The organism is Micromonospora sp. CNZ296, from assembly GCF_007827635.1.
The window spans coordinates 126,280-148,795 of the sequence record NZ_VISW01000004.1 but is presented as its reverse complement, the minus strand read 5'-3'; the positions used below and the strand labels follow the sequence as shown (position 1 = coordinate 148,795).

18 protein-coding genes are annotated in these 22,516 nt (G+C 74.3%); 11 read left to right on the top strand and 7 right to left on the bottom strand.

Annotated elements, in window-relative coordinates; all coding sequences use genetic code 11:
* Positions 1 to 107: 107 nt before the first annotated feature.
* The 7 genes from FB455_RS08765 to FB455_RS08735 all read left to right on the top strand — a co-directional run bounded on the left by FB455_RS08765 (position 108) and on the right by FB455_RS08735 (position 8,602).
* Positions 108 to 2,456, top strand: coding sequence for a nitrate- and nitrite sensing domain-containing protein (locus tag FB455_RS08765; RefSeq protein ID WP_145752838.1), 2,349 nt, complete (start codon positions 108 to 110; stop codon positions 2,454 to 2,456).
* Positions 2,456 to 2,878, top strand: a complete 423-nt coding sequence (locus tag FB455_RS08760; RefSeq protein ID WP_013288181.1) for a roadblock/LC7 domain-containing protein — start codon at positions 2,456 to 2,458, stop codon at positions 2,876 to 2,878. The genes FB455_RS08765 and FB455_RS08760 overlap by 1 nt, the downstream gene beginning before the upstream one ends.
* The gene (locus tag FB455_RS08755) at positions 2,868 to 3,257 is read left to right on the top strand and encodes a DUF742 domain-containing protein (RefSeq protein WP_120573470.1); all 390 of its coding nucleotides are present in this window, start codon (positions 2,868 to 2,870) and stop codon (positions 3,255 to 3,257) included. The genes FB455_RS08760 and FB455_RS08755 overlap by 11 nt, the downstream gene beginning before the upstream one ends.
* Positions 3,238 to 3,840 carry a GTP-binding protein gene (locus tag FB455_RS08750; protein WP_047890560.1) on the top strand — a complete coding sequence of 201 codons (603 nt, stop codon included), beginning with the start codon at positions 3,238 to 3,240 and terminating at the stop codon, positions 3,838 to 3,840. Before FB455_RS08755 ends, FB455_RS08750 begins: the two co-directional genes overlap by 20 nt.
* A gap of 101 nt (positions 3,841 to 3,941) precedes the next feature.
* Positions 3,942 to 4,976 (top strand): lactonase family protein, encoded by a 1,035-nt coding sequence (locus FB455_RS08745; RefSeq protein ID WP_186461518.1) that lies wholly within the window; start codon positions 3,942 to 3,944, stop codon positions 4,974 to 4,976.
* A 177-nt stretch (positions 4,977 to 5,153) separates the two neighbouring features.
* Entirely contained in the window at positions 5,154 to 6,908 is a 1,755-nt protein-coding gene (locus tag FB455_RS08740) for a substrate-binding domain-containing protein (RefSeq protein ID WP_049794844.1), read from the top strand.
* 212 nt (positions 6,909 to 7,120) lie between these two features.
* Positions 7,121 to 8,602 carry a sugar transferase gene (locus tag FB455_RS08735; RefSeq protein ID WP_013288176.1) on the top strand — a complete coding sequence of 494 codons (1,482 nt, stop codon included), beginning with the start codon at positions 7,121 to 7,123 and terminating at the stop codon, positions 8,600 to 8,602.
* Positions 8,603 to 8,612: 10 nt separating this feature from the next.
* Here the strand turns inward: FB455_RS08735 and FB455_RS08730 are convergent, their stop codons facing one another.
* Positions 8,613 to 9,743, bottom strand: coding sequence for a PP2C family protein-serine/threonine phosphatase (locus FB455_RS08730; protein ID WP_013475409.1), 1,131 nt, complete (start codon positions 9,741 to 9,743; stop codon positions 8,613 to 8,615).
* A gap of 94 nt (positions 9,744 to 9,837) precedes the next feature.
* Here FB455_RS08730 and FB455_RS08725 point away from each other — a divergent pair, with 94 nt between their 5' ends.
* The gene (locus FB455_RS08725; protein ID WP_013288174.1) at positions 9,838 to 10,353 is read left to right on the top strand and encodes a MarR family winged helix-turn-helix transcriptional regulator; all 516 of its coding nucleotides are present in this window, start codon (positions 9,838 to 9,840) and stop codon (positions 10,351 to 10,353) included.
* Between the two features lies 1 nt (position 10,354).
* Here the strand turns inward: FB455_RS08725 and FB455_RS08720 are convergent, their stop codons facing one another.
* The 3 genes from FB455_RS08720 to FB455_RS08710 form a co-directional block, all read right to left on the bottom strand.
* Positions 10,355 to 11,386 (bottom strand): cobalamin B12-binding domain-containing protein, encoded by a 1,032-nt coding sequence (locus FB455_RS08720; protein WP_013475410.1) that lies wholly within the window; start codon positions 11,384 to 11,386, stop codon positions 10,355 to 10,357.
* A complete protein-coding gene (locus FB455_RS08715) occupies positions 11,383 to 13,050 on the bottom strand; it encodes a PP2C family protein-serine/threonine phosphatase (protein WP_486481513.1) in 1,668 nt (555 codons plus the stop codon). The genes FB455_RS08720 and FB455_RS08715 overlap by 4 nt, the downstream gene beginning before the upstream one ends.
* A gap of 133 nt (positions 13,051 to 13,183) precedes the next feature.
* Complete coding sequence (locus FB455_RS08710; protein ID WP_013288171.1) at positions 13,184 to 14,443, bottom strand: ROK family protein; 1,260 nt, start codon at positions 14,441 to 14,443, stop codon at positions 13,184 to 13,186.
* Positions 14,444 to 14,496: 53 nt separating this feature from the next.
* Between FB455_RS08710 and xylA the strand changes: the two genes are divergently transcribed.
* The 3 genes from xylA (at position 14,497) to FB455_RS08695 (ending at position 18,681) form a co-directional block, all read left to right on the top strand.
* Positions 14,497 to 15,684 carry a xylose isomerase gene (gene xylA / locus FB455_RS08705; protein WP_013288170.1) on the top strand — a complete coding sequence of 396 codons (1,188 nt, stop codon included), beginning with the start codon at positions 14,497 to 14,499 and terminating at the stop codon, positions 15,682 to 15,684.
* 11 nt (positions 15,685 to 15,695) lie between these two features.
* Positions 15,696 to 17,138 carry a xylulokinase gene (gene xylB, locus FB455_RS08700; RefSeq protein WP_145752833.1) on the top strand — a complete coding sequence of 481 codons (1,443 nt, stop codon included), beginning with the start codon at positions 15,696 to 15,698 and terminating at the stop codon, positions 17,136 to 17,138.
* A gap of 109 nt (positions 17,139 to 17,247) precedes the next feature.
* Positions 17,248 to 18,681, top strand: a complete 1,434-nt coding sequence (locus FB455_RS08695) for an MFS transporter (protein WP_145752831.1) — start codon at positions 17,248 to 17,250, stop codon at positions 18,679 to 18,681.
* A gap of 58 nt (positions 18,682 to 18,739) precedes the next feature.
* Here FB455_RS08695 and FB455_RS08690 read toward each other — a convergent pair whose 3' ends face one another.
* The 3 genes from FB455_RS08690 to FB455_RS08680 all read right to left on the bottom strand — a co-directional run bounded on the left by FB455_RS08690 (position 18,740) and on the right by FB455_RS08680 (position 22,516).
* On the bottom strand, positions 18,740 to 20,383 hold the full coding sequence (locus tag FB455_RS08690; protein ID WP_013288167.1) for a glycoside hydrolase family 13 protein: 1,644 nt from the start codon (positions 20,381 to 20,383) through the stop codon (positions 18,740 to 18,742).
* Between the two features lie 41 nt (positions 20,384 to 20,424).
* Positions 20,425 to 21,495: a LacI family DNA-binding transcriptional regulator gene (locus FB455_RS08685; protein ID WP_145752828.1), complete on the bottom strand. Its 1,071-nt coding sequence runs from the start codon at positions 21,493 to 21,495 to the stop codon at positions 20,425 to 20,427.
* A 61-nt stretch (positions 21,496 to 21,556) separates the two neighbouring features.
* Positions 21,557 to 22,516: a carbohydrate ABC transporter permease gene (locus FB455_RS08680; RefSeq protein ID WP_030271330.1), complete on the bottom strand. Its 960-nt coding sequence runs from the start codon at positions 22,514 to 22,516 to the stop codon at positions 21,557 to 21,559.

Sequence of the window (22,516 nt, the reverse complement as noted above, 5' to 3'; positions counted from 1 at the left end):
TTACGTATCCTGCCCAAGGCGTCCGGGCCGGGGCCCGGCGTCGTGGCCGGCGAACGTGACGGCCGCTGCCGGCGCCACCGAGCGACACCTTCCCGGGCGAGGTCTGATTGAACACCCGTGACTGGCCGATCCGCGCCAAGCTGACCGCGCTGGTCATCGGCCCGGTGACCGGGCTGCTGGCGTTGTGGATCTTCGCCACCACGCTCACCTTCGGGCCTGCGCTCGACCTGCTCTCCGCGCGTACCCTCCTCTACGACCTGGGTCGTCCCGGCGAGGCCGTGGTGGCCGAGCTGCAACGGGAGCGGCGGCTGTCGGTGGTCCAGCTCGCCGGTGACCGCGCCCTCCCCGAGCTGACCGAGCAGCGGGTACGCACCGACGACGCGATCGTCGAGCTGCGCCGCAAGGTCGACGGCGGGGACCTGCGCGACGTCGCCGACGCCCAGCTCGACAACCGGCTCGACCAACTGGTCTCGGCGCTCGACGCGCTGCCCGCCGGGCGCGCCTTCATCGACGACCGGAAGGTCGACCGGGCCGGCGCCGTCGGGCTCTACAGCGGCATGATCGGCTCGGCGTTCCAGGCGTTCGGCGCGATGGCCGCGCTGCCCGACGCGCAGCTCAACCGGGAGGCGACGGCGCTCACCGCGCTGGGTCGCTCCCGGGAGCTGCTCGGCCAGGCCGACGCGCTGCTGGCCGGCGCCGTCACCGCGGGCCGGTACGCCGAGGGCGAGCACGAGCAACTGGTACGCACAGTCGAGAACCAGCGTTTCCTGGCTGAGATCGCGGTCGCCGACCTGCCGCCGGGGGAGCGGACCGCGTACCAGCGGATGACCGAGGGCGCCGGGTTCCTCAAGCTGCGCGCGCTCCAGGACAGCCTGATCCGCTCGTCCGCGCTGCCCGCCCGGTTCGACATGCGGGCGTGGGACACCGGTCACGCCGAGGTCTGGCAGAGCCTGCGCGACTTCGAGCTGCGCGGCGCGGACGCCCTGGCCGAGCGGTCGGTGCCGATGGCCACCCGGATCCTCGCGCAGCTCGCCGCCGCCGGTGTGCTGGGCCTGATCGCGATCGTGGTGTGCGTGCTGGTGGCGCTGCGGGTCGGCCGGTCGCTGGCGCAGCGGCTGACCGGCGTACGCGCCGCCGCGACCGAGGTGGCCGAACGCCGGCTGCCCGACGTGGTCGCGCGGCTGCGCCGGGGCGAGGAGGTCGACGTGGCCCGGGAGGCGCCCGAGCTGGACCACGGCGGCGACGAGATCGGCCAGGTGGCGCGCGCCTTCAACGAGGTGCGCCGGACCGCTGTCCGCGCCGCCGTGGACGAGGTGACGCTGCGCCGGGGCTTCAACGAGGTGATCCTCAACCTCGCCCGCCGCAGCCAGGGGCTGGTGCACCGGCAGCTGGCGCTGCTGGACCGGCTGGAACGGCGTACCGAGGACCCGGACGAGCTGGCCGGACTGTTCCAGGTCGACCACCTGGCGACGCGGCTGCGGCGGCACGCCGAGGATCTGGTCATCCTCGCCGGTGCCGCGCCCGGACGCGGCTGGCGGCGCCCGGTCGCCGCTGTCGACGTGATGCGCGGCGCGATCTCCGAGGTCGAGGCGTACGACCGGGTCGACGTGGGCGAGGTGGCATCCGCCGGAGTGCTGGGCCGGGCCGTCGGCGACGTGATCCACCTGCTCGCCGAGCTGATCGAGAACGCGACCGCGTTCTCCCCGCCCGGCACGCGGGTGGACGTCACCGGCCGGAGCGTCCCGGGCGGCTACACCATCGAGATCACCGACCGGGGGCTGGGCATGTCCGCGCCGGCCCTGGCCGAGGCCAACCGCAAGCTGGCCGAGCCGCCGGAGTTCGACCCGGCCGGCAGCGCCCGGCTGGGACTGTTCGTGGTGGCGCGCCTGGCCGCCCGGCACGGCGTACGGGTGGAGCTGCGGCCGTCCCGCCCGGCCGGGATCGTCGCCGCGGTGTTCGTACCGTCGGAACTGATCACCGACGAGCCGCCGGTGGGCGCGGACGCCTCCGCCGGGCCGGAACGGCGGCGCCTGGCCAAGGTGACCCGCCTGACCACTGTGCCCCGGCCGGGGCGGCCGGCCCGGCCGGGCCGGGACCGGTCGGAGAACACAGTCGTCCCGTTGCAGTCGGCCCGCGCCTCGACCGTGGAGCCACCCGCCGACGGCGACGGCCTGCCTCGCCGGATCCGGCGCCGCGGCGCGACCGCGCGACCCCGCGCGGCGGTCGCCGACACCCCGGCCCACCGCACCCCGGAGGAGGCCCGCCGGGCCATGTCCGCGTTGCAGGCCGGCACCGCGCGCGGACGCCGGGACGGCTCCCGCGCCGCCGGAACCGGCCCGGCCACCCCCGCCACCGAACCGCGCGACACCGGTACGCCGTCCACCACCGCGGGGCCGGCCGTGGAGCCCGCCCCGCCGGCGCCGGACCAACGAACCGCGACTGAGAGGGACGCCTAGTGGTGCACACGACGCGGCAGAACGCCGATCTCGACTGGCTGCTCGACGACCTGGTGGAGCGTGTTCCCGCCGCCCGCCAGGCGGTGGTGCTCTCGGCGGACGGGCTCCTGCTCGGCGCCTCCACCGACCAGGACCGGACCGACGCGGAACACCTCTGCGCGCTGGCGTCCGGCTTCTCCGGGCTGGCCAAGGGCGCCACCCGGCACCTGGGCGGCGGCGCGGTCCGCCAGACGGTGGTGGAGATGGAGTCGGCCTACCTGTTCGTGACCGCCGCCGGGCAGGGCGCCTGCCTGGCGGTGGCCAGCGACGCCGACGCCGACATCGGCCTGGTGGCGTACGAGATGGCGATGCTCGTCATCCGGGTCGGGGAGAACCTGGCCGCGCCGAGCCGGGTGGCGGGGGAGCGGACCGATGCGCGCTGAGTCGCCGGGGCCGCAGCACGAGTGGCTGGACGCCGACGCCGGCCCGGTGGTGCGCCCGTACACGCTCACCGGCGGCCGGGTACGCCCACCCGTCGACGGCTTCGACCTGCTGGCGTTCGTGCTCGCCGCCCCCGGCGCGGACCCGGCCGGCACGCCCGGGCTCCAGCCGGAGCACCGCCGCCTGATCGAGCTGGCCCGGCGGCCGAAGGCCGTGGCCGACCTCGCCGCCGACCTGGACCTCGCCGTGGGCGTGGTCCGGGTGCTGCTCGGCGACCTTCTCGCCCATGAGCTCGTCGCGGTGCACCGGCCACCGGCCACCGCGTACCTGCCCGACGACAACATCCTCAAGGCGGTGGTCAGTGGACTCCGTGCGTTATGACCGGGAGCCGGGGGCGCCCCGGGTGCCGCTGGCTCTGAAGATCCTCATCGCCGGTGGCTTCGGCGCCGGAAAGACGACGCTGGTCAGCGCGTTGAGTGAGGTCCGGCCGTTGCAGACCGAGGAGGTCCTGACCGGGGCCGGGCTCGGCACCGACGACGTCTCCGGGGTCGAGCAGAAGTCGACGACGACGGTGGCGATGGACTTCGGCCGGATCACCATCAACGACGACCTCCAGGTCTACCTGTTCGGCACCCCGGGCCAGGACCGGTTCTGGTTCCTCTGGGACGAGCTGGCGTTCGGCGCGCTCGGCGCGGTGGTGCTCGCCGACACCCGGCGGCTGGCCGACTGCTTCCCCTCGATCGACTACTTCGAGCAGCGGGGCATCCCGTTCGTGGTGGGCGTCAACTGCTTCGAGGGCTCCCGCCGGTTCGGCCTGGAGGCGGTCCGCGACGCCCTGGACCTGGATCCGGACGTCCCGCTCGTGCTCTGCGACGCGCGGGAGCGGCAGTCCGGCAAGCTGGTGCTGATCTCGCTGGTCGAGCACGTGGCGCGGCAGCGCGGCGAGCCGGTGCCGGTGGGCTGAGCACCCCGCGCCCGATCCGTCGGGCCCGGCGGGACTGACCGGGCGCGCCACCGGGAAGCCTCTGGTTGGATCGCAGGCAGGACCGACGAGAGGTGGGAGCGGTGACCGGGCAGGACGAGATCGTCCACATCGGCGGCTACACGGCGGAGACGGGTGGGCGGGCCGAGGGCGTCGTGGCGGCCCGGCGGGACCGGGCGACCGGGGAACTGACCCCGCTGGGCGTCGTGGCGGTCGCCCCGTCGCCGTCGTTCCTGGTGCGGCATCCGGCGCTGCCGGTGCTGTACGGGTGCAACGAGCTGCCCGACGGGCTGGTGAGCGCGTTCCGGCTCGCCCCGGACGGCGATCTCACGCCGCTGGGCGTCCGCGAGACAGGTGGCGCGGAGCCGTGCCACCTGGCGGTCGCCCCGGACGGGCGGCACCTGTTCGTGGCGAACTACGGCGGCGGCAGCGTGGCGGTGTTCGGCCTGGACGCCGACGGCGTGCCGGGGGAGCGCACCGACCTGGTCCGGCACTCCGGGCACGGCGCCGACCCGCAGCGGCAGGAGCACGCGCACTGCCACATGGTCTCGCCCGACCCGGCCGGGGGTGGGCTGCTCGCGGTCGACCTGGGCACCGACTCCGTCTACCGGTACGACGTCGAAGCGTCCACCGGCCGGCTGGCCGAGCGGGAGCCCCGGCTGCGGACGGCGCCCGGGACCGGTCCCCGGCACCTCGCCCGGCACCCGGACGGGCGGCGCTGCTGGCTCGTCGGTGAGCTGGACGCCACTGTCACCGCGTACGAGCTGACGCCGGACGGGCCGCGTCAGTCGACGCGTGTCGACGCCAGCGGCCGGACCGGCCACGTCCAGCCCTCCGAGGTGGCCGTCGGGCCGGGCGGGCGTTTCCTCTACGTGGGCAACCGCGGCGTGGGCACGATCGCTGTCTTCGCGCTGGACGGCGCCGCGCCGGAGCTGGTGGCCGAGGTCGACACCGGCGGTGAGTGGCCGCGGCACTTCGCGTTCGCCGGTGAGCACCTGTACGTGGCCGACGAGCGGGCCGACATGATCAGGATCTTCCGGGTCGATCCGGACGGCGGGGTGCCCGAGCCGGTGGGGGAGCCGGTGCCGGTGGCGAGCCCGACGTGCGTCCTACCGTGACCGGACGGTTACCAATTGGCGGTCCGAAGTGGATTGACATCACCATAAATGACTGACCAGTAACTTAGCGTATGAGTTAGCTGATCAACTGTTTCTGCTGCGTAACTTTCGTCCGAACGGTTGTGGTGGTAACCCCACGAGGTACGCAAGATGGTCACCGTGTCTGGCCGCCATCGCATGCGTTCTCACCTCCGCGGAGCAGGTGCCGCCGCCGTGGCGGCCGCCCTGGTCGCCGTCGTAGCCGGCTCCTGGTTCGGCTACCAGCAGCTGGCCGGCCCGAACTGTTCGGGCCGGATCGAGCTGTCGGTGGCGACCGCCCCGGAGATCGCCCCCGCGGTGCGCGCCGCCGCCGACCAGTGGGTCGCCGACGGTGCGGCGGTGGGCGGGACCTGCATCGCGGTGAACGTCTCCTCGTCCGAGTCGGTCGAGGTGGCCGCCGCGGTGGCGAGCAAGCACGGCGCCACGCTCGCCGGCGTCGGGCAGGCCAGCGGCACCGCTGTCACCCCCGACGTCTGGGTGCCGGACTCGTCGACCTGGCTGGTCCGGCTCAAGAGCGGCGGGGCCAGCGCGTTCGCGCCGACCAACGGCGCCTCGATCGCCCGTAGCCCGGTCGTGGTGGCGCTGCCCGAGCCGGTGGCCTCGCGCATAGGGTGGCCGGACAAGAAGCTCCGCTGGTCCGACCTGCTGACCCAGGTCACCGCCAGCAAGCCGCTGCGGGCCGGGATCGTCGAGCCGACCCAGGACGCGGCCGGCCTGTCCGGCCTGCTGTCGCTGACCGCCGCGGCCAGCTCCACCGGCGAGTCCGGCTCGCCGAAGGCGCAGGAGGCGATGGTCGGCGCACTGCGGGCGCTGGCGACCAACCGTTCCTCGCTGCGGCAGGACCTCCTCGCGCGGTTCCCGCGCTCGTCCGACCCGACGGCGATCGCCAACGGGCTGGGGGCGGCGGCGCTGTCCGAGGAGGACGTGATCGCCTACAACAGCACCAAGCCGCCGATCCGGCTCGCCGCGCTCTACCTGGAGCCGGCGCCGATCCCGCTGGACTACCCGTTCGCGGTGCTGCCCGGCATCGAGCCGACCAAGGCGTCCGCCGCCCGGGTCCTCTTCGAGGTCCTGCGTACGCCGGGCTTCAAGGACCGGCTCGCCTCGCAGGCGCTGCGCGCGCCGGACGGCAACTGGGGCCGGGGTTTCCAGGCGCCGACCGGCGCACCGAGCCCGGCCAACGGCGGCGCGAGCCAGGTGCCGCCGTCGGGCCAGGGCGGCGCGGCCGACCTCGACCCGGGTGCCATCTCGACCGCGACCACGACCTGGTCGGTGGCCACCCAGTCGGGCCGGATGCTCTGCGTCATCGACGTGTCCGGCTCGATGAAGAAGCCGGTCGCGACCGCCAACGGCGCGAGCCGGGAGCAGGTCACAGTCGCCGCCGCGAGCCAGGGCCTCGGGCTGTTCGACGACTCCTGGTCGATCGGCCTCTGGACGTTCTCCACCAACCTCCAGGGCTCGCAGGACTGGAGCGAGCTGGTCGGAATAAAGCCTCTGTCCAGCAACCGGGGCTCGCTCCAGCGCGGCCTGGCCTCGATCAAGCCCTCCAGCGGCAACACCGGCCTGTACGACACCATGCTCGCGGCGTACAAGAAGGTGCAGCAGGACTGGGAGCCGGGCAAGGTCAACTCGATCGTGCTGTTCACCGACGGCAAGAACGAGGACGACGACGGCATCTCGCAGAAGGCGCTGCTGGACCAGCTGAACAAGCTGAAGGACGACGAGCAGCCGGTCCAGGTCATCATCATCGGCATCGGCACCGAGGTGAACCGGGCCGAGCTGGAGTCGATCACCAAGGTCACCGGCGGTGGCGCCTTCGTCACCACCGACCCCAGCAAGATCGGCGAGATCTTCCTCCGGGCGATCGCGCTGCGGCCGCCCGCCCCCCGCTGACCTGAAGCTCAGCGTTAGTCTTCCGCCGTACCGGAAATCCGGTACGGCGGAAGGCTTCCCGGGTCAAGACACGGGATGAGAACTGACGGTAATGCGTCCGAATCAATCGGTAACCATAATTGTCCAGGCATGATGACCGGGTGCCTCGACCGCGGGCTCCACACCGGAGCCGGGCGGCGACGGGGCGGTCCTGAGCGAAGTGGGGAGGGCCGGTGACCTCGGCGACGCTGTTGACCCCTGCCACGTCGTCGCGACCCGGTGGTGAACGCCCCGGCAAGACGACACGAGCCGCGGAGCGGGCCTACATCCGGGTCCTGGTGGTGCTGGACACCGCCGTGCTCGCCGTGGCCATCCTGGTCGGTTACCTGGCCCGGTTCGGCGACGAGGAACCGACCGGGTCCGAGATCCCGTACGTGGTGGTCGCCCCGGCGCTCCTGCTGGTCTGGCTCGTCTCGCTCAAGGCGATGCGCTGCTACGACGACCAGGTGCTCGGCTACGGCGCCGACGAGTACCGCCGGGTCAGCGCGGCCAGCATGCGACTCGCCGGCGGCATCGCCATCGCCGGGTACATCGCCGACGTCGGCGTCTCCCGGGGTTTCCTGGCCATCTCCTTCGCGGTCGGCACGATCGGCCTGGAGGTGGCGCGGTTCGCGGCCCGCAAGCGGCTGCACCGGGCCCGCGACCGGGGCGCCGGCTGGTCCCGCAAGGTGCTCGTGGTGGGCGACACCGCGCACGTGCTGGAGTTGGTGCACACGCTGCGCCGGGAGCCGTACGCCGGCTACCAGGTGGTCGGCGCGTGCATCCCGGACGCGCTGCTCGCCCCGGTGCCGCAGCGGCTGGGCGATGTGCCGGTGGTCGGCAGCTTCCGGGGCATCCCGGAGGCCGCCACCGCGATCGGTGCCGACACGGTGGCGGTCACCGCCTCCGGCGAGCTGACCGCGACCCGGTTGCGCCGCCTCGGCTGGCAGCTGGAGGGCACCGGCGTCGACCTGGTGGTGGCGCCGGCGCTCACCGACGTGGCCGGCCCTCGCATCCACACCCGTCCGGTCGCCGGCCTGCCGCTGATCCACGTCGAGGCGCCCGAGTTCCGCGGCGCCCGCAAGCTGGTCAAGGGCTTCGTCGACCGGTCCCTCTCGCTGATCGCTCTGCTCGTGCTGGCGCCGCTGCTGATCGTGATCGCGCTGGCCATCAAGATCGACAGCCGTGGCCCGGTGCTGTTCCGGCAGACCCGGGTCGGCCAGGGCGGCGAGGAGTTCGGCGTCTTCAAGTTCCGCACCATGGTGGTCAACGCCGACGCCCTGCTCGCCGAGCTGGCCGCGCGCAACGAGACCGACGGCCTGATGTTCAAGATGCGCGACGACCCGCGCGTCACCCGGGTCGGCCGGCTGCTGCGCAAGTGGTCGCTGGACGAGCTGCCCCAGCTCGCCAACGTGCTGCTCGGCCAGATGAGCCTGGTCGGTCCGCGCCCGCCGCTGCCGTCCGAGGTTGCCCGCTACGACGGCGACGTGGCACGCCGGCTGCTGGTCAAGCCCGGCATGACCGGCCTCTGGCAGGTCAGCGGCCGGTCGGACCTGAGCTGGGAGGACGGCATCCGGCTGGACCTCTACTACGTGGAGAACTGGTCGCTGGCCGCGGACCTGACCATCCTCTGGAAGACGTTCGGCGCGGTGCTCAACAGCCGCGGCGCGTACTGAGGGGGGCGGGTCAGGGCTGCGGCCCGAGCCAGTCCAGGCAGACCACCACCGCGTCGTCCACCAGGTCACCGGCGACGAAGGCCCGCAGGTCGCCGATCAGCGACCGGACCGCGTCCAGCGGCTCCATCGGGCCGGTCCGGCGCAGGAACCGGTCCAGCGCCACCTCGCCGTAGCGCACCTGCTCGGTGGTGGCGTCGATCACGCCGTCGCTGACCACGAAGAGCCGGTCCTCGCGCTCCAGCCGGAACCGCTGCGGGCGGTAGTCGGTGCCCTCGAACATGCCGAGCGGGAACTGCTTGTCCAGCTCCTGCTCGGTCACCTCACCGGCCCGCAGCCGCAGCAGCCGCGGCGAACCGGCGTCGACCACAGTCATCTCGCCGGTGGCCAGATCCAGCTCGATCAGGAGCACGGAGACGTGCTGTTCGCCCCGGTGCTGGGCGTAGATCGCCTGGTCGGCCAGCGCCGCCTGGTCGGCCAGGTCGAGCCCGGCCCGGCGCGCGTTGCGCAGCGCGTACGTGGCCAGCGAGGCGAGCAGCGCCGCCGCAACCCCCTCGCCGTAGCCGTTCAGCACCGCCAGCCAGAGCCGGTGACCGTCGTCGGACCAGTCGAAGCTGTCCCCGCGCACCGCGTACGCCGGCTCCAACTGTCCGGCCAGGCTGAACGACGGCCGGATCCGGCTGCGCCCGGGCAGCAGCTCCCACTGCATCTCGGCGGCCAGCGTGAGCCGCCGGCTGCGCCGGGCGGTGCGGTAGATGTCGGTGGTCGCCGTGACCGCGCTCAGCTCGTGCCCGAGCACAGTGGCGATGGTGTCCAGCTCCCGGCGGGCGTGCGGGTCGGCGGGTACCGGCGAGACCTTCAGCACGCCCCGGCGTTCGCCGCGCATGCCCACCGGGAACCAGCCGACGCCGTCGGCGATCACCGGCTCCTGGTGATCGAAGGCGCGCCAGGCCGGGTGGCCGGGGCCGGTGACCGACGGGCCGTCATCCAGCGGCAGCAGCTCGGCGAGCCGGTAGTCGACCTGGTACAGCTCGGTGCGGGCGACGCCGTACGTGCGCGCCAGCTCGGCGGCGAGCCGGTCCACGATGAGATCCGTCGGCGCCTCGGTCAGGACCTGGCGCGCGCGGCCCTCCGCTCCGCTCATCTTTGCTCCTTTGCACAGGTCGCCGGGCAGATCCGGGGAGTAGTCTCGGGCCACCATGACCGAAGAGCGCAGTCCCCGGGAACCTGAAACGAGTATGTCCGCCGCACTGGACGAGGCGGCAGGCACCTTGCTCGCCGTCTGGGAGGCGGCCCGGGAGCGCACCACCAGCCGGCTGTCGAGTGCCCAGCTACGCGCGATCATGGTCGTCGAGCAGTATGACGGCATCAACCTCCGCCGGCTCGCCACCCTCACCGACATGTTGCTCTCCTCCGCCAGCCGGCTGTGCGACCGGCTCGTCGCGGCCGGGATGCTGGAACGCGAGCCGGGCCGCTACGACCGGCGGGAGATCTCGCTGCACCTCACGCCCGCCGCCCTCCGGCTCCTCGCCGAGCTGCGTGCCGACCGGCGGCACCGGCTGGAGCGGATCCTGGCCGGGATGAGCCCGGAGGGCCGGGCCGCGCTGGTACGCGGCATGCGCGAGTTCGACGAGGTGGGCCGGCGAGGCGAGGCCCCGGTGGCGGAGGGCTGGCCGATGCTGCAACCGTCCGGGGAACGGATCGGCGACCCCGCCAGGCCGTCCGGTGAGCCGCCGGTGGCCCGTACCGCCTGACTCAGCCTGAACGGCCGTCCGGCGCGGCTTCGCGGGCGGCCCGCAGCCGGGCCACCACCCGGGGATGCTCGGTGAGCGCCCGTTCCAGCGTGCCGAGCACCTCGTCCAGCAGCGCCCGGCCGCCCCGGGAGGTCAGCGCCTCCTCCTGCCACCCGACGAAGTCGCGCAGCAGCCGGTCGTCGTCCACCCGCACGGCCGCGATCAGCGCGTCCACCAGGTGCGCGATGCCGGCGGCGACCTCCTCGGCGCTCTCCTGCGGCGGGTCCACCGCGGCGAGCGCGAGCCCGACCAGCTCACGCCGCCGGTGCAGTACCGCCACGTACGCGTCGTCGGGCGGGGGCGGCGGCGACCCGGTGTGCGCGGCCGACAACGGCCGTTCCAGCAGCGCCACCGCGTCCCGGGCGCTGGCGCCCCAGCCCGCCGCGCCGATAGCGGTGGCCCACCGGCCGTCCGGGCCGAAGCCGGGACCACCGGCGAGCACCGGCACACCGGCCGCGCGGCTGGCCTCCACCATCCGCGCCGCCCGGACCAGCCGGTTCGGCTGCACGCAGCTCAGCAGCACCGCGTCCGGGCCGGTCTGGTGCAGGTAGGAGACCAGATGCCGGGCCGGCACGCTGGCGCCGAGGAACGTCACCCGCCAGCCGGCCGCCCGGACCACCTCGGTGACGATGCGGGCGGCCAGCGCGTGCCACTCGCCCTCCACGCAGGCCATCACCACGTGCCCGCGTCGCGGTGGGCCGACCGTCGCGCCCAGCGCGTCCACCACCTGCTCGCTGACGTGAGTGGCGGCGTGCTCCTGGGCGACGCTCCACGAGCCGGTGAGCCAGCGCCGGCCGACCTCCCGCTGCGCCACCGCGACCAGGTCGACCAGGACGTCCGCGACCGAGAAGCCGTCCGCCAGCAGGCCGCGCGCCAGCGCCACAGCGCCGGACCGGTCGGCGGCGTCCAGGTGGTCGAGGTACGCGGCGAGCGTCTCCGGCCCGATCCGGCGCCCGGCCGCGGGGGTGGGGCGGTCAGGCGGCGGTGGTGTCACCCGGCCGCCACGGCGAGCATGGCGATGTCGTCGTGGGGTTGCCCGTCCAGCCACTCGTCGACGAGCTGGAGCACCCGGTCCACGAGCGCGGCGGGCGGAAGCCCGGTGCCGGTGGCGAGCGCCTGACGCAACCGGGCGTCGCCGAACATGGCCGGCTCGGTCGGGCCGCCCCGGGCCTCGGTCACCCCGTCGGTGTACGCCAGCAGCAGGTCACCCGGGGCCAGCCGGACCTCGGCGTCGGCGAACCGGGCGTCGGTGAGCGCGCCCACCGGCATGCCGCCCACCCGGATCGTCTCGACGCCGCCGCCGGCACGGACGACGAGCGGAGCGGGGTGCCCGCCACCCGCCATCCGGATCAGCAGCCCGCCGTCCGGCTCACGGCGCAGCGCGCCGAGCAGGAGCGTGGTGAACTGGGCCCGGCGGGCCGCGTCGGGAGCGTCCAGCAGCGCCCGGTTGAGCAGCTCCAGCAGTTCCCGGGGACGCTGCTCGACCAGGCGCAGGGTCTGCAGTGACTGGCGGACCCGGCCGGTCAGCACGGCCGCACCGACGCCCTTGCCGCAGACGTCGCCGAGCGCGAACAGGCCGCCGTCGCCGGTGGGGAACAGGTCGTAGAAGTCGCCGCCGATGCGCAGGCTGTCCCCGGCGGCGCGGTAACCGCCGGCGAGCGTCATCCCGGGCAGGCGGGGCAGCGCCGGCGGGAGCAGGCTGTTCTGGAGCACCCGGGCCAGGTGCGCCTGCTCGCCGTACAGCTCGGCTGCGGCCAGCGCGGCGCCGGCCCGGCCGGCGAACTCCCGGGCCAGGCCGATCTCCCGCTTGTCGAAACCGGGCCGCTCCCGGCGGCGGGCCAGCACCAGCGCGCCGGCCGGGCCGCCCGCGCTGGGCATCGGGCTGATCAACACGGTGCCCGGGCGGCCGAACCCGGCGGGCAGCACCTCGGCCAGGTCGGCCAGCTCGGCGTCCAGCCAGGGACTCGGTTCGGTGAGGTCGCCTTCGAGCGCTTCGACCAGGCCGGGGACGGACTCCACCGTGTGCCAGCCGGCCAGGCCGGTGACCGGGCCGGGATCGCCGGTGGCGTACCGGATCCAGTGCGGCTGGTCCTCGGCGGGCGGAGGCGGGCGGTGCACCACGACTGCCGCGTCGGCCAGGTAGGGCACCGGCAGCGTCACGGCGGTACGCAGCGTCTGCTCGCGGTGCAGGGACAGCCCGAGCCGGCTGCCCGCCTCGGCGAGGAACGCGGTGCGCGACCGTTCGGCCAGCAGCGCGTCGGTGCGCGCGTGTTCCTCGGTGACGTCCCGGACGTACCAGGCGCTGCGGTCGTCGGCAAGGGGACGCCGCAGGCCGCGCAGCCGCCGGCCGTGGTGTTCGGTCTCGAACGCGTCCGATCCGGCGGCGGCCGCGTCGGCCAGCGCCGGTACCCGGCACGCGGCCAGGTCGACGCCGGGCGCCACCTCGGGGAGCAGGTCGGCGGCCATCGCGTTGACGAGCGTCACCACGCCTGCGTGGTCGACCGTCACGACGGCCTCGGCGAGCCCGTCCAGCAGCTCCCGGGCCAGACGGTCGTCAGCCGGTAGCGCGGCCTCGGCAACCCGCCGGGGCCGTTTCCGCGAGGCGTGTCCACCGCCGCTGACCGGCCCCGCGACACCGCCCCGGCGCGCGGCGGTCACCTCCGGTGGCCGGGCGCTTCGGTCGGTCGACCCCTGCGCATGCTGTCGGTGCACCCCTCGCTCGGCGGACTTGTTGCCCGGCGGCAAGCGTACCGAGCGCAGGCACGGAATGCCCGTCGAGGATCATCCCGGCTCAGGTGGTCCGGGCCAGCCAGCCCACCGGCCGGTCGACGATCCGGCGGACCACCGACCCGGCGCCGCCGACCGCCGCGGACTGCGCGCCGAGCACGGCCGGCCGCACAGTGACCGGCGCCCACCCGGCGGTGAGCACCCGGCGGGAGACCTCCGCCTCCACAGTCGGCCGCAGCCAGGGCGCGAGCCGGGCGTATCCGCCCCCGAGCACCACCGTGTCCAGATCCAGCAGGTTCACCACGCCCGCCACCGCCACCCCGAGGGCGGTGCCGGCGTCGGTCAGGGCGGTCAGCGTGGCCGGGTCACCGGCCTCGGCCAGGTCGGCGAGCCGGGTGGCGGCGGTATCAGCCGGCAGTTCCGCGCCGGGCAGCCCGGCGGCGGCCAGGATCGCCTCCTGGCCCGCGTACCGCTCCAGGCAGCCCTGGCCGCCGCAGCGGCACGGCCGCCCCTGCGGCTGCACCGGGAAGTGACCGATCTCTCCGCTCCAGCCGCGCGCGCCCCGGTAGAGCGCGCCGTCGAGCACGATCCCGGCGCCGATGCCGATCTCGCCGGTGACGTGCAGGAAGCTGCGCGGGCCGGGCGGGCCGGCGTACAGCTCGCCGAGCGCGGCCAGGTTCGCCTCGTTGTCGACCACCAGCGGCGGCACCCCGTCGACCGGCTCGGCCAGCGGGTGCCCGGCCAGCAGCGCCGGCACGTCCACGTCACGCCAGCCCAGGTTCGGCGCGAGCCGGACCAGGCCGCCGTCGCCCACCAGGCCCGGCACGGCGAGCGCCGCGCCGGCCAGTGTCAGCCCGTCGCGTACGGCGGCAGCGCGTGCCTCGGCGGCGAGCGCGGCGAGCCGGGCGAGCGCGTCGGCGGGGGAGACCGGGCGCAGGTCGGCGCGGCGGACCAGGTGGTGCCGGACCGTGCCGGTCAGGTCGACGACGCAGGCCGCCAGGTAGTCGACGTTCACCTCCAGGCCGAGCCCGGCCGGGCCGTCGGAGGCGAGCACCAGGCCCCGGGCGGGACGGCCCGCACCGGTACGCGGCTCCGGCTCCGCCTCGGCGACCAGCCGGCCGGCGATCAGGTCGTCCACGACGGCGGAGACGGTGGCCCGGGTCAGGCCGGTGTCGGCGGCGATCCCGGCGCGCGAGGGCGGCCGGTCGGCGGCGGCGATCCGCCGCAGCACCACTGCGAGGTTCAACTCGCGCAGGCTGCCCTGCCGGACCGCCCCGGCGGTGCTGGCGCTTGTCACCTCTTGACACTGCCACATCGCCGCCATTTAATTCAACCGCTGAACAAATCGCGGACGACACCACCACCTGGAGGTCTGCCATGGCACCCCGCCCCACCCCCGCGGACAAGTTCTCCTTCGGTCTCTGGACGGTGGGCTGGCCGGCCCGTGACCCGTTCGGTGACGCCACCCGACCGGAGCTGGACGCCGTCGAGGCGGTGCACCGGCTCGCCGAGCTGGGCGCGTACGGCATCACCTTCCACGACGACGACCTGGTCCCGTTCGGCGCGGACGCCGCCACCCGCGATGCCCGGCTGAGCCGCTTCCGCAAGGCCCTCGACGAGACCGGCCTGGTCGTGCCGATGGTCACCACCAACCTGTTCAACCACCCGGTGTTCAAGGACGGCGGCTTCACCAGCAACGACCGCGACGTGCGCCGGTACGCGCTGCGCAAGGTGCTGCGCAACATCGACCTGGCCGCCGAGATGGGCGCGAAGACGTTCGTCATGTGGGGCGGCCGGGAGGGCGCCGAGTACGACGTGGCGAAGGACGTCCAGGCCGCGCTGGACCGCTACCGCGAAGCCGTCGACCTGCTCTGCGAGTACGTCGTCGACAACGGCTACGACCTGCGCTTCGCCCTGGAGCCCAAGCCGAACGAGCCGCGCGGCGACATCCTGCTGCCCACGGTCGGCCACGCGCTCGGCTTCATCTCCACGCTGGCCCGCCCGGAGATGGTCGGGCTCAACCCGGAGGTCGGGCACGAGCAGATGGCCGGGCTGAACTTCGCCCACGGCATCGCCCAGGCGCTCTGGCAGGGCAAGCTGTTCCACATCGACCTCAACGGCCAGCGCGGCATCAAGTACGACCAGGACCTGGTCTTCGGCCACGGCGACCTGCTCAACGCGTTCGCCCTGGTCGACCTGCTGGAGCACGGCGGCCCGAACGGCGGCCCGGCCTACGACGGCCCGCGCCACTTCGACTACAAGCCGTCCCGCACCGAGGACATGACCGGCGTGTGGGCCTCCGCCGAGGCGAACATGCGGACGTACCTGCTGCTCAAGGAGCGGGCCGCGGCGTTCCGCGCCGACCCGGAGGTGGTCGAGGCGCTCGCCGCCGCCCGGGTGGCCGAGCTGGCCACCCCGACGCTCAACCCCGGTGAGGGCTACCGCGAGCTGCTGGCCGACCGGACCGCGTTCGAGGAGTTCGACCCGGAGGCCGCCGGGGCGAAGGGCTTCGGCTTCGTCCGGCTCAACCAGCTCGCCGTCGAGCACGTGCTCGGCGCGCGCTGAGGCGGCCCGCCATGCCGCTCGTCGCGGGGGTCGACTCGTCGACCCAGTCCTGCAAGGTGGTCGTCCGGGACGCGGAGACCGGCGCGCTGGTCCGGCAGGGCCGCGCGCCGCACCCGCCCGGCACCGAGGTCGACCCGTACGCCTGGTGGGAGGCCCTGCGGGCGGCGGTCGCCGAGGCCGGTGGCCTGGGCGACGTGGCCGCCGTCTCGGTCGGCGGCCAGCAGCACGGCATGGTCTGCCTGGACACCTCCGGTGAGGTGGTCCGCCCGGCGCTGCTGTGGAACGACACCCGCTCCGCCGACGCGGCCCGGGAACTGGTCGAGGAGGCCGGCGGCGGGGAGACCGGCCGCCGGTTCTGGGCCGAGGCGACCGGCGCGGTGCCGGTGGCCAGCTTCACCGCGACGAAGCTGCGCTGGCTGGCCCGGCACGAGCCGGACAACGCCGACCGGGTCGCCGCCGTCTGCCTGCCGCACGACTGGCTCACCTGGCGGCTCGCAGGCGCGCCCGGGCTGGACGCGCTGCGTACCGACCGGGGCGACGCCAGCGGCACCGGCTACTGGTCGCCGCGTACCGGCGAGTACCGGCTGGACCTGCTGGAGCGGGCTTTCGGCCGGCGCCCGAAGGTGCCGGTCGTGCTCGGCCCCGCCGAGGTGGCCGGGCACCTCGACCCGGCGGTGCTCGGCGGCGGCGCGGCGTCCGGCGCGGCCGGTCCGTCCGGAGGCCCGGTGCTCCTCGGGCCGGGCACCGGGGACAACGCCGCCGCGGCGCTCGGCGCCGGGGCCGGTCCGGGCGACGTGGTCGTCTCGATCGGCACCTCCGGCACCGTCTTCGCGGTGGCGGACACGCCGGCCGCCGACTCCACCGGCGCGGTGGCCGGGTTCGCCGACGCCACCGGCCGGTTCCTGCCGCTCGTGTGCACGCTCAACGCCGCCCGGGTGCTGGACGCCGCCGCGACGCTGCTCGGCGTCGACCTCGACCGGCTCGGCGAGCTGGCCCTGTCCGCCCCGCCCGGCGCGGACGGGCTGGTGCTCGTGCCGTACCTGGAAGGGGAGCGGACGCCGGACCGGCCACACGCCACCGGCGAGCTGAGGGGCCTGACGCTGCGCACCTCGACCCCGGCGCACCTGGCCCGGGCCGCGGTGGAGGGCATGCTCTGCGGGCTGGCCGACGGCCTGGACGCGCTCATCGCACAGGGTGCCCGCGCCGACCGGATCATCCTGGTCGGCGGCGGCGCCCGGTCCGCGGCGGTGCGCCGGATCGCGCCGCAGGTCTTCGGCCGCCCGGTGGTGGTGCCGCCGCCGGGCGAGTACGTGGCCGACGGCGCGGCCCGGCAGGCCGCCTGGGTGGCGCTCGGCGGCGACACCCCGCCCGCCTGGTCGATCGGCGACACCGAGGAGTACACCGGCGAGGCGGTCCCCGCCATCCGCGAGCGCTACGCCCACGCCCGGGGGTAAGGAAGGGCCCCTTCTTAACGCCTGCGGTAGAGGAGGGGCCCCTTCTTAACACGCGCGCCGGCCGGGGGCGGTGTCCCGGATCCGGCCCGCACCTGATTGGCTGCCCTGCATGAAGGGCACGAGGATCTCCCGGCGCGGGAACACGGCACACCGGTTCTACAGCGTCGTGGTCTTCGTGGTGCTCGCCTCGCTGGACAACGTGGCGATCGGCCTGGTGCCTCCGCTGTACGGGCCGATCTCCACCGCCCTCGACGTACCCCAGCGGATGCTCGGCCTGGTCACCGCCGTCAGCTTCCTGGTCAGCGCGGTGGCGGCGGTGGCCTGGGCGTACGTGGGGGATCGCACCAACCGCAAGCCGCTGCTCATGGTCGGCACGCTGCTCTGGGCCGCCGGCACCGCCGGCAGCGCGCTCGCCGGGGGGTACGCGACGTTCCTGGCCGCGCAGTTCGTCGGCGCGGTCGGGCTCGGCGCGGTGGGCTCGGTCGGCTTCTCGGTGGTCACGGACCTGATCTCACCGCGCCGCCGGGGCCTGGTGATGAGCTTCTGGGGGCTGTCCCAGGGCGTCGGCACGCTGGCCGGGACGCTGCTCGGCGGCGTGCTCGGCGCGACCGACTGGCGGCGGCCGTTCCTGCTGCTGACCGGCGTGGGCCTGGCCGCCACAATGGCGTACCTGTTCACCTACGACATCCGGCGCGGGCAGAGCGAACCGGAGCTGGCCGGGGCGATCGACGCCGGGAACGAGTACGACTACCGGATCAGCCGTGCCGACCTGCCCCGGATCCTGGCCCGCCGGACCAACCGCTGGCTGATCATGCAGGGGCTGACCGCCCAGGCCGCGTTCGGCTCGCTGGTATGGCTGCCGGTGCTGTTCAGCCAGCGGGCCGAGGCGCAGGGCTACTCACCCGCCACGGCCGTGGTGGTGGGCAGCGTCTTCGCCACCCTGTTCCAGCTCGGCGGCGTGCTGTCCATCGTGGGCGGTCTGGTGGGTGACGCGCTGCAACGGCGTACGCCCAGCGGCCGGGCCATGGTCGCGGCCGTCGGCATCCTCGCGGCGCTGCCGTTCTACCTGGTCCTGTTCTTCGTGCCGATCCGCATCGACGTGCCCGACGGCGCCGGTTCCGGCGCGGTGGTGACGGCCGTGCTGTCCAGCGTGCTGACCGAGCCGTCGGTGGGGCTGAGCCTGCTCACCGCCGTGGTGGCGCTGGCGCTGACGTCGGCGAACTCGCCGAACTGGTTCGCCCTGATCGCCGACGTCAACCCGCCCGAGCACCGGGGCACCGTCTACAGCCTGGGCAACCTGGTCAACGGCGTCGGCCGGGCGGCGGGCAACGGGCTGGTCGGCGTGGCGTTCGCAGGGCTGCGGGCGGCCTTCCCGCCGCCGCTGAACTACGCGGTCGGGCTGGCCGCGTTCCAGCTCTTCTTCATCCCGACCGGGATCATGTACTGGCTGGCCGCGCGTACGTCGCCGCGGGACATCGCGCAGGTGCACGACCTGCTGCACGCCCGCGCCGAGCGCCTGGAGGAAGGAGGGGCCCCTTCTTAACGGTGCGTGTTAAGAAGGGGCCCCTGCTCTACCGGAGGCGTTAAGAAGGGGCCCTTCCTTACACCCGGAACCAGACCGTGACGTCCGTGGGGACCGCGGCGGTGTCCAGCGGCGCGCTCGACACCAGCACCTGCGCGCCGGCCGGCAACGGCGCCGGGTCGGCACCGAAGTTGGTCAGCACGGTGAGGTCGCCGTTGGTGAACGTGAGCACCTCGTCGCCGGAGGTCAGGAACCGCAGCGGGCCCCGGGCCAGCGCGTGCTCGCGGCGCAGCCGCAGCGCGGTCCGGTACAGCTCGTACGTCGAGCCGGGCACGCCGCGCTGCCGGTCCAGCGCGTACTCGGCCCACACCGGCGGCTGGGGCAGCCAGCTCGCGTCGGTCGGCCCGAAGCCGTACGACGGGGCGTCGGCCTCCCACGGGATCGGCACCCGGCAGCCGTCCCGGCCGCGCTCGGTGTGCCCGCTGCGCTTCCAGGTCGGGTCCTGGCGGGCCTCGTCGGGCAGCGTGGTGTGCTCCGGCAGCCCCAGTTCCTCACCCTGGTAGAGGTAGGCGGAGCCGGGCAGCGCGAGCATCAGCAGGCTGGCCGCCCGGGCCCGGCGCAGGCCCAGCGCGGCGTCCGGCTGCGGGTCGTCCACGCCGACGCCGTTGGCCCGGCCGCCGGCGGTGCCGAGCCCGAGCCGGGAGGCGTGCCGCACCACGTCGTGGTTGGACAGCACCCAGGTGGTGGGCGCGCCGACGGAGTCGGTGGCCTCCAGCGAGCGGGTGATCACCGCGTACTGGGCCGGCGCGGTCCACGCGGCCAGCAGGTACTCGAAGTTGAAGGCCTGGTGCATCTCGTCCGGGCGCACGTACCGGGCCAGGCGCTCGGCCGGCTCCACCCACGCCTCGGCGACCAGGATCCGCTCACCGGGGTACGAGTCGAGCACCCGCCGCCACTCCCGGTAGATCTCGTGCACGCCGTCCTGGTCCCACATCGGCGGGCGCGGCTTGTCCACCTCGCTGCCGGAGAGGATCTCCTGCGGCTCCTGCCAGTCGGCCAGGTCGGCCTGCTTGATCAGGCCGTGCGCCACGTCCACCCGGAAGCCGTCCACGCCCCGGTCCAGCCAGAAGCGCAGCACGTCGAGGAACTCCTCGCGCACCTCCGGGTTGTCCCAGTTGAGGTCGGGCTGGCCGGAGTCGAACAGGTGCAGGTACCACTGCCCGTCGGGCAGCCGGGTCCAGGCGGGGCCGCCGAACACGCTCACCCAGTCGTTCGGCGCCTCGGCGCCGTCCGGGCCCCTGCCGTCGCGGATGACGTAGCGCTGCCGTTCCGGGCTGCCCGGCGCGGCGGCGACTGCCGCGGTGAACCAGCGGTGCGCGGAGGAGGTGTGGTTGGGCACCAGGTCGACGATCACCCGCAGCCCGCGGGCCTTCGCCTCGGCGATCAGCTTGTCGGCGTCGGCGAGCGTGCCGAACAGCGGGTCGACGTCGCGGTAGTCGGACACGTCGTACCCGGCGTCGGCCTGCGGGGACGGGTAGAACGGGGACAGCCAGAGCGCGTCGACTCCCAGCTCGGCGAGGTGGTCGAGCCGGGATGTGATGCCCGGCAGGTCGCCGATCCCGTCGCCGTCGGAGTCGGCGAACGAGCGCGGGTAGACCTGGTAGATGACCGCCTCGGTCCACCAGCCGGTGCCCGGGGCCTGCTGCGTCGCGTCGGTGTTCAGCGCCTTACTCCTGTCTGGGTGGTGCGGGACGAGCGAGTTCTTCAGTGTGCCCGGGGCGGCGCTGTCGATTCGCGCACCACCAGGCGAGTGGGCAGGATCACCGGGGGCGGTGTCCCGCCGTCGGTGTCGGGGCCGCGCGGCGCGGGCACCAGGCCGGGGTACGGCTCGGCGGCTCGTACGCCGAGCGGGTCGAGCAGGATGCGGGCGGCGAGCAGCCCCTGCTCGGCGGCCGGCTGGGCGATCGTCGAGAGCCCGAGCACGCCGGCCAGGTCGTGGTCGTCGATGCCCATCACGCTCACGTCCTCCGGCACCCGCAGCCCGGCGTCGCGCAGCGCGGTGATCGCACCCATCGCCATCTCGTCGCAGGCGGCGAAGATGGCCGTCGGCGGCTCGCCCCGGGCCAGCAGCTCGGTGGTGGCCCGGGTGCCCCCGTCGATGGTGAAGCGCGACTCGACGTCGAGGCTCGGGTCGGGCCGCAGCCCGGCGGCCCGCAACGCCTCCTGGTATCCGCGCCGCCGGTCCAGGTGGGTGGTGAAGGCCAGTTCGTCGTCCGGGTCGCCGGAGATGTGCGCGATCCGGGTGTGGCCGAGGTCGAGCAGATGGCGGGTGGCGGTCCGGGCGGCGGCCACGTCATCGATCCGGACGCAGGGCCACCCGGGCACCTCGCTGCCGGAGCTGATCGTCACGCCCGGCAGGTCCAGCTTCGTCAGCGCGTGCACGTCGGCCGCGCGCAGCGGGGTCGCGACCAGGATGATCGCGTCCACCCGCTTGTGCAGGCTCGCCGTGCGCAGCACCCGCTGCCGGGTCTGCTCCCGGCCGCCGAGGTTGTAGAGCAGCAGGTCGTAGCCGCTGTCCTGGAGGAATTCCTCGACCGCCTCGACCACGGTGCCGAAGAACCATCTGGTTATCCGGGGCACCACCACCGCCACGGTGCCGGTCCGGCCGCCGGCCAGGCGGCTCGCGCTGGGCGACACCGCGTACTGGAGCTGCTCGGCGGCGGCGAGCACCCGGCGGCGGGTCGCGGCCGAGACCGTCGGCAGGCCCCGCAGCGCCCGGGAGACGGTGGCCGTGGAGACCCCGGCCAGACGGGCGACGTCGTCAATCCTGGTCATCGTGAGCTCCCCGCTGTGACCCGGACCCCGCCGCCGGCCGTGCCGGCGGCGGGGCGCCGGATCAACCCTTGACGCTGCCGGCGAGCAGACCTCGCACGAAGAAGCGCTGGAGGGACAGGAACACGATCAGCGGTACGACGATCGACACGAACGCGCCGGCCGTCAGCCGCTGCCACTCGTTGCCGCGGGTGCCGGCCAGCTCCGCGAGCCGGACTGTCATCGGGGCGGTCTCGTCGCCGCCGCCGGCGAAGATCAGCGCGACCAGCAGGTCGTTCCAGACCCAGAGGAACTGGAAGATGCCGAACGCCGCCAGCGCGGGCGTGATCAGCGGCAGCACGATGGTGCGGAAGATCTTCGGGTGGGTGGCCCCGTCGACCCGGGCCGCCTCCATCAGGTCGCCGGGGAGCTGCGAGATGAAGTTGTGCAGCAGGAACACGGCGAACGGAAGCGCGAAGCAGGTGTGCGCGAACCACACCTGGGCGAACTTCTGCTCGTCGACCAGGTCCCACGCGGGGAGGATCTGCACCCCGGCGATGGTGACGCCGGTGGAGAAGAACCGCAGCAGCGGCACAAGGGCCATCTGCAACGGCACGATCTGCAGCGCGAAGATCCCGATGTAGACCCAGTCCCGCCCCTTGAAGTTCATCCACGCCAGCGCGTACGCGGCGAGCGACGCGAAGGCCAGCGGGAAGAGCACCGAGGGGATGGTGATCGCCAGCGAGTTGATGAAGTAGCTGGCCAGCTGCCCGGACGAGCCGCGGCTGAACAGCACCTCCTGGTAGTTCTCCAGCGTGATCTGCGGGTTGCTGAAGAACGTCCACCACCCGGTGGTCTTGATCTCGTTCTCCGGCCGGATCGAGGAGATGAACAGGCCGAAGGTCGGGATCGTCCAGAGCACCGCGATCACGATCGACACGAGCGTGGCGGTACGGCTGTTCAGGCGCTTGCGCACCCGGGCGCCCCGGGTGGTCGGCTCGGTGGCCTGGGCGCCGACTCCGACGGTGGGCGTGGCGGTGGTCAT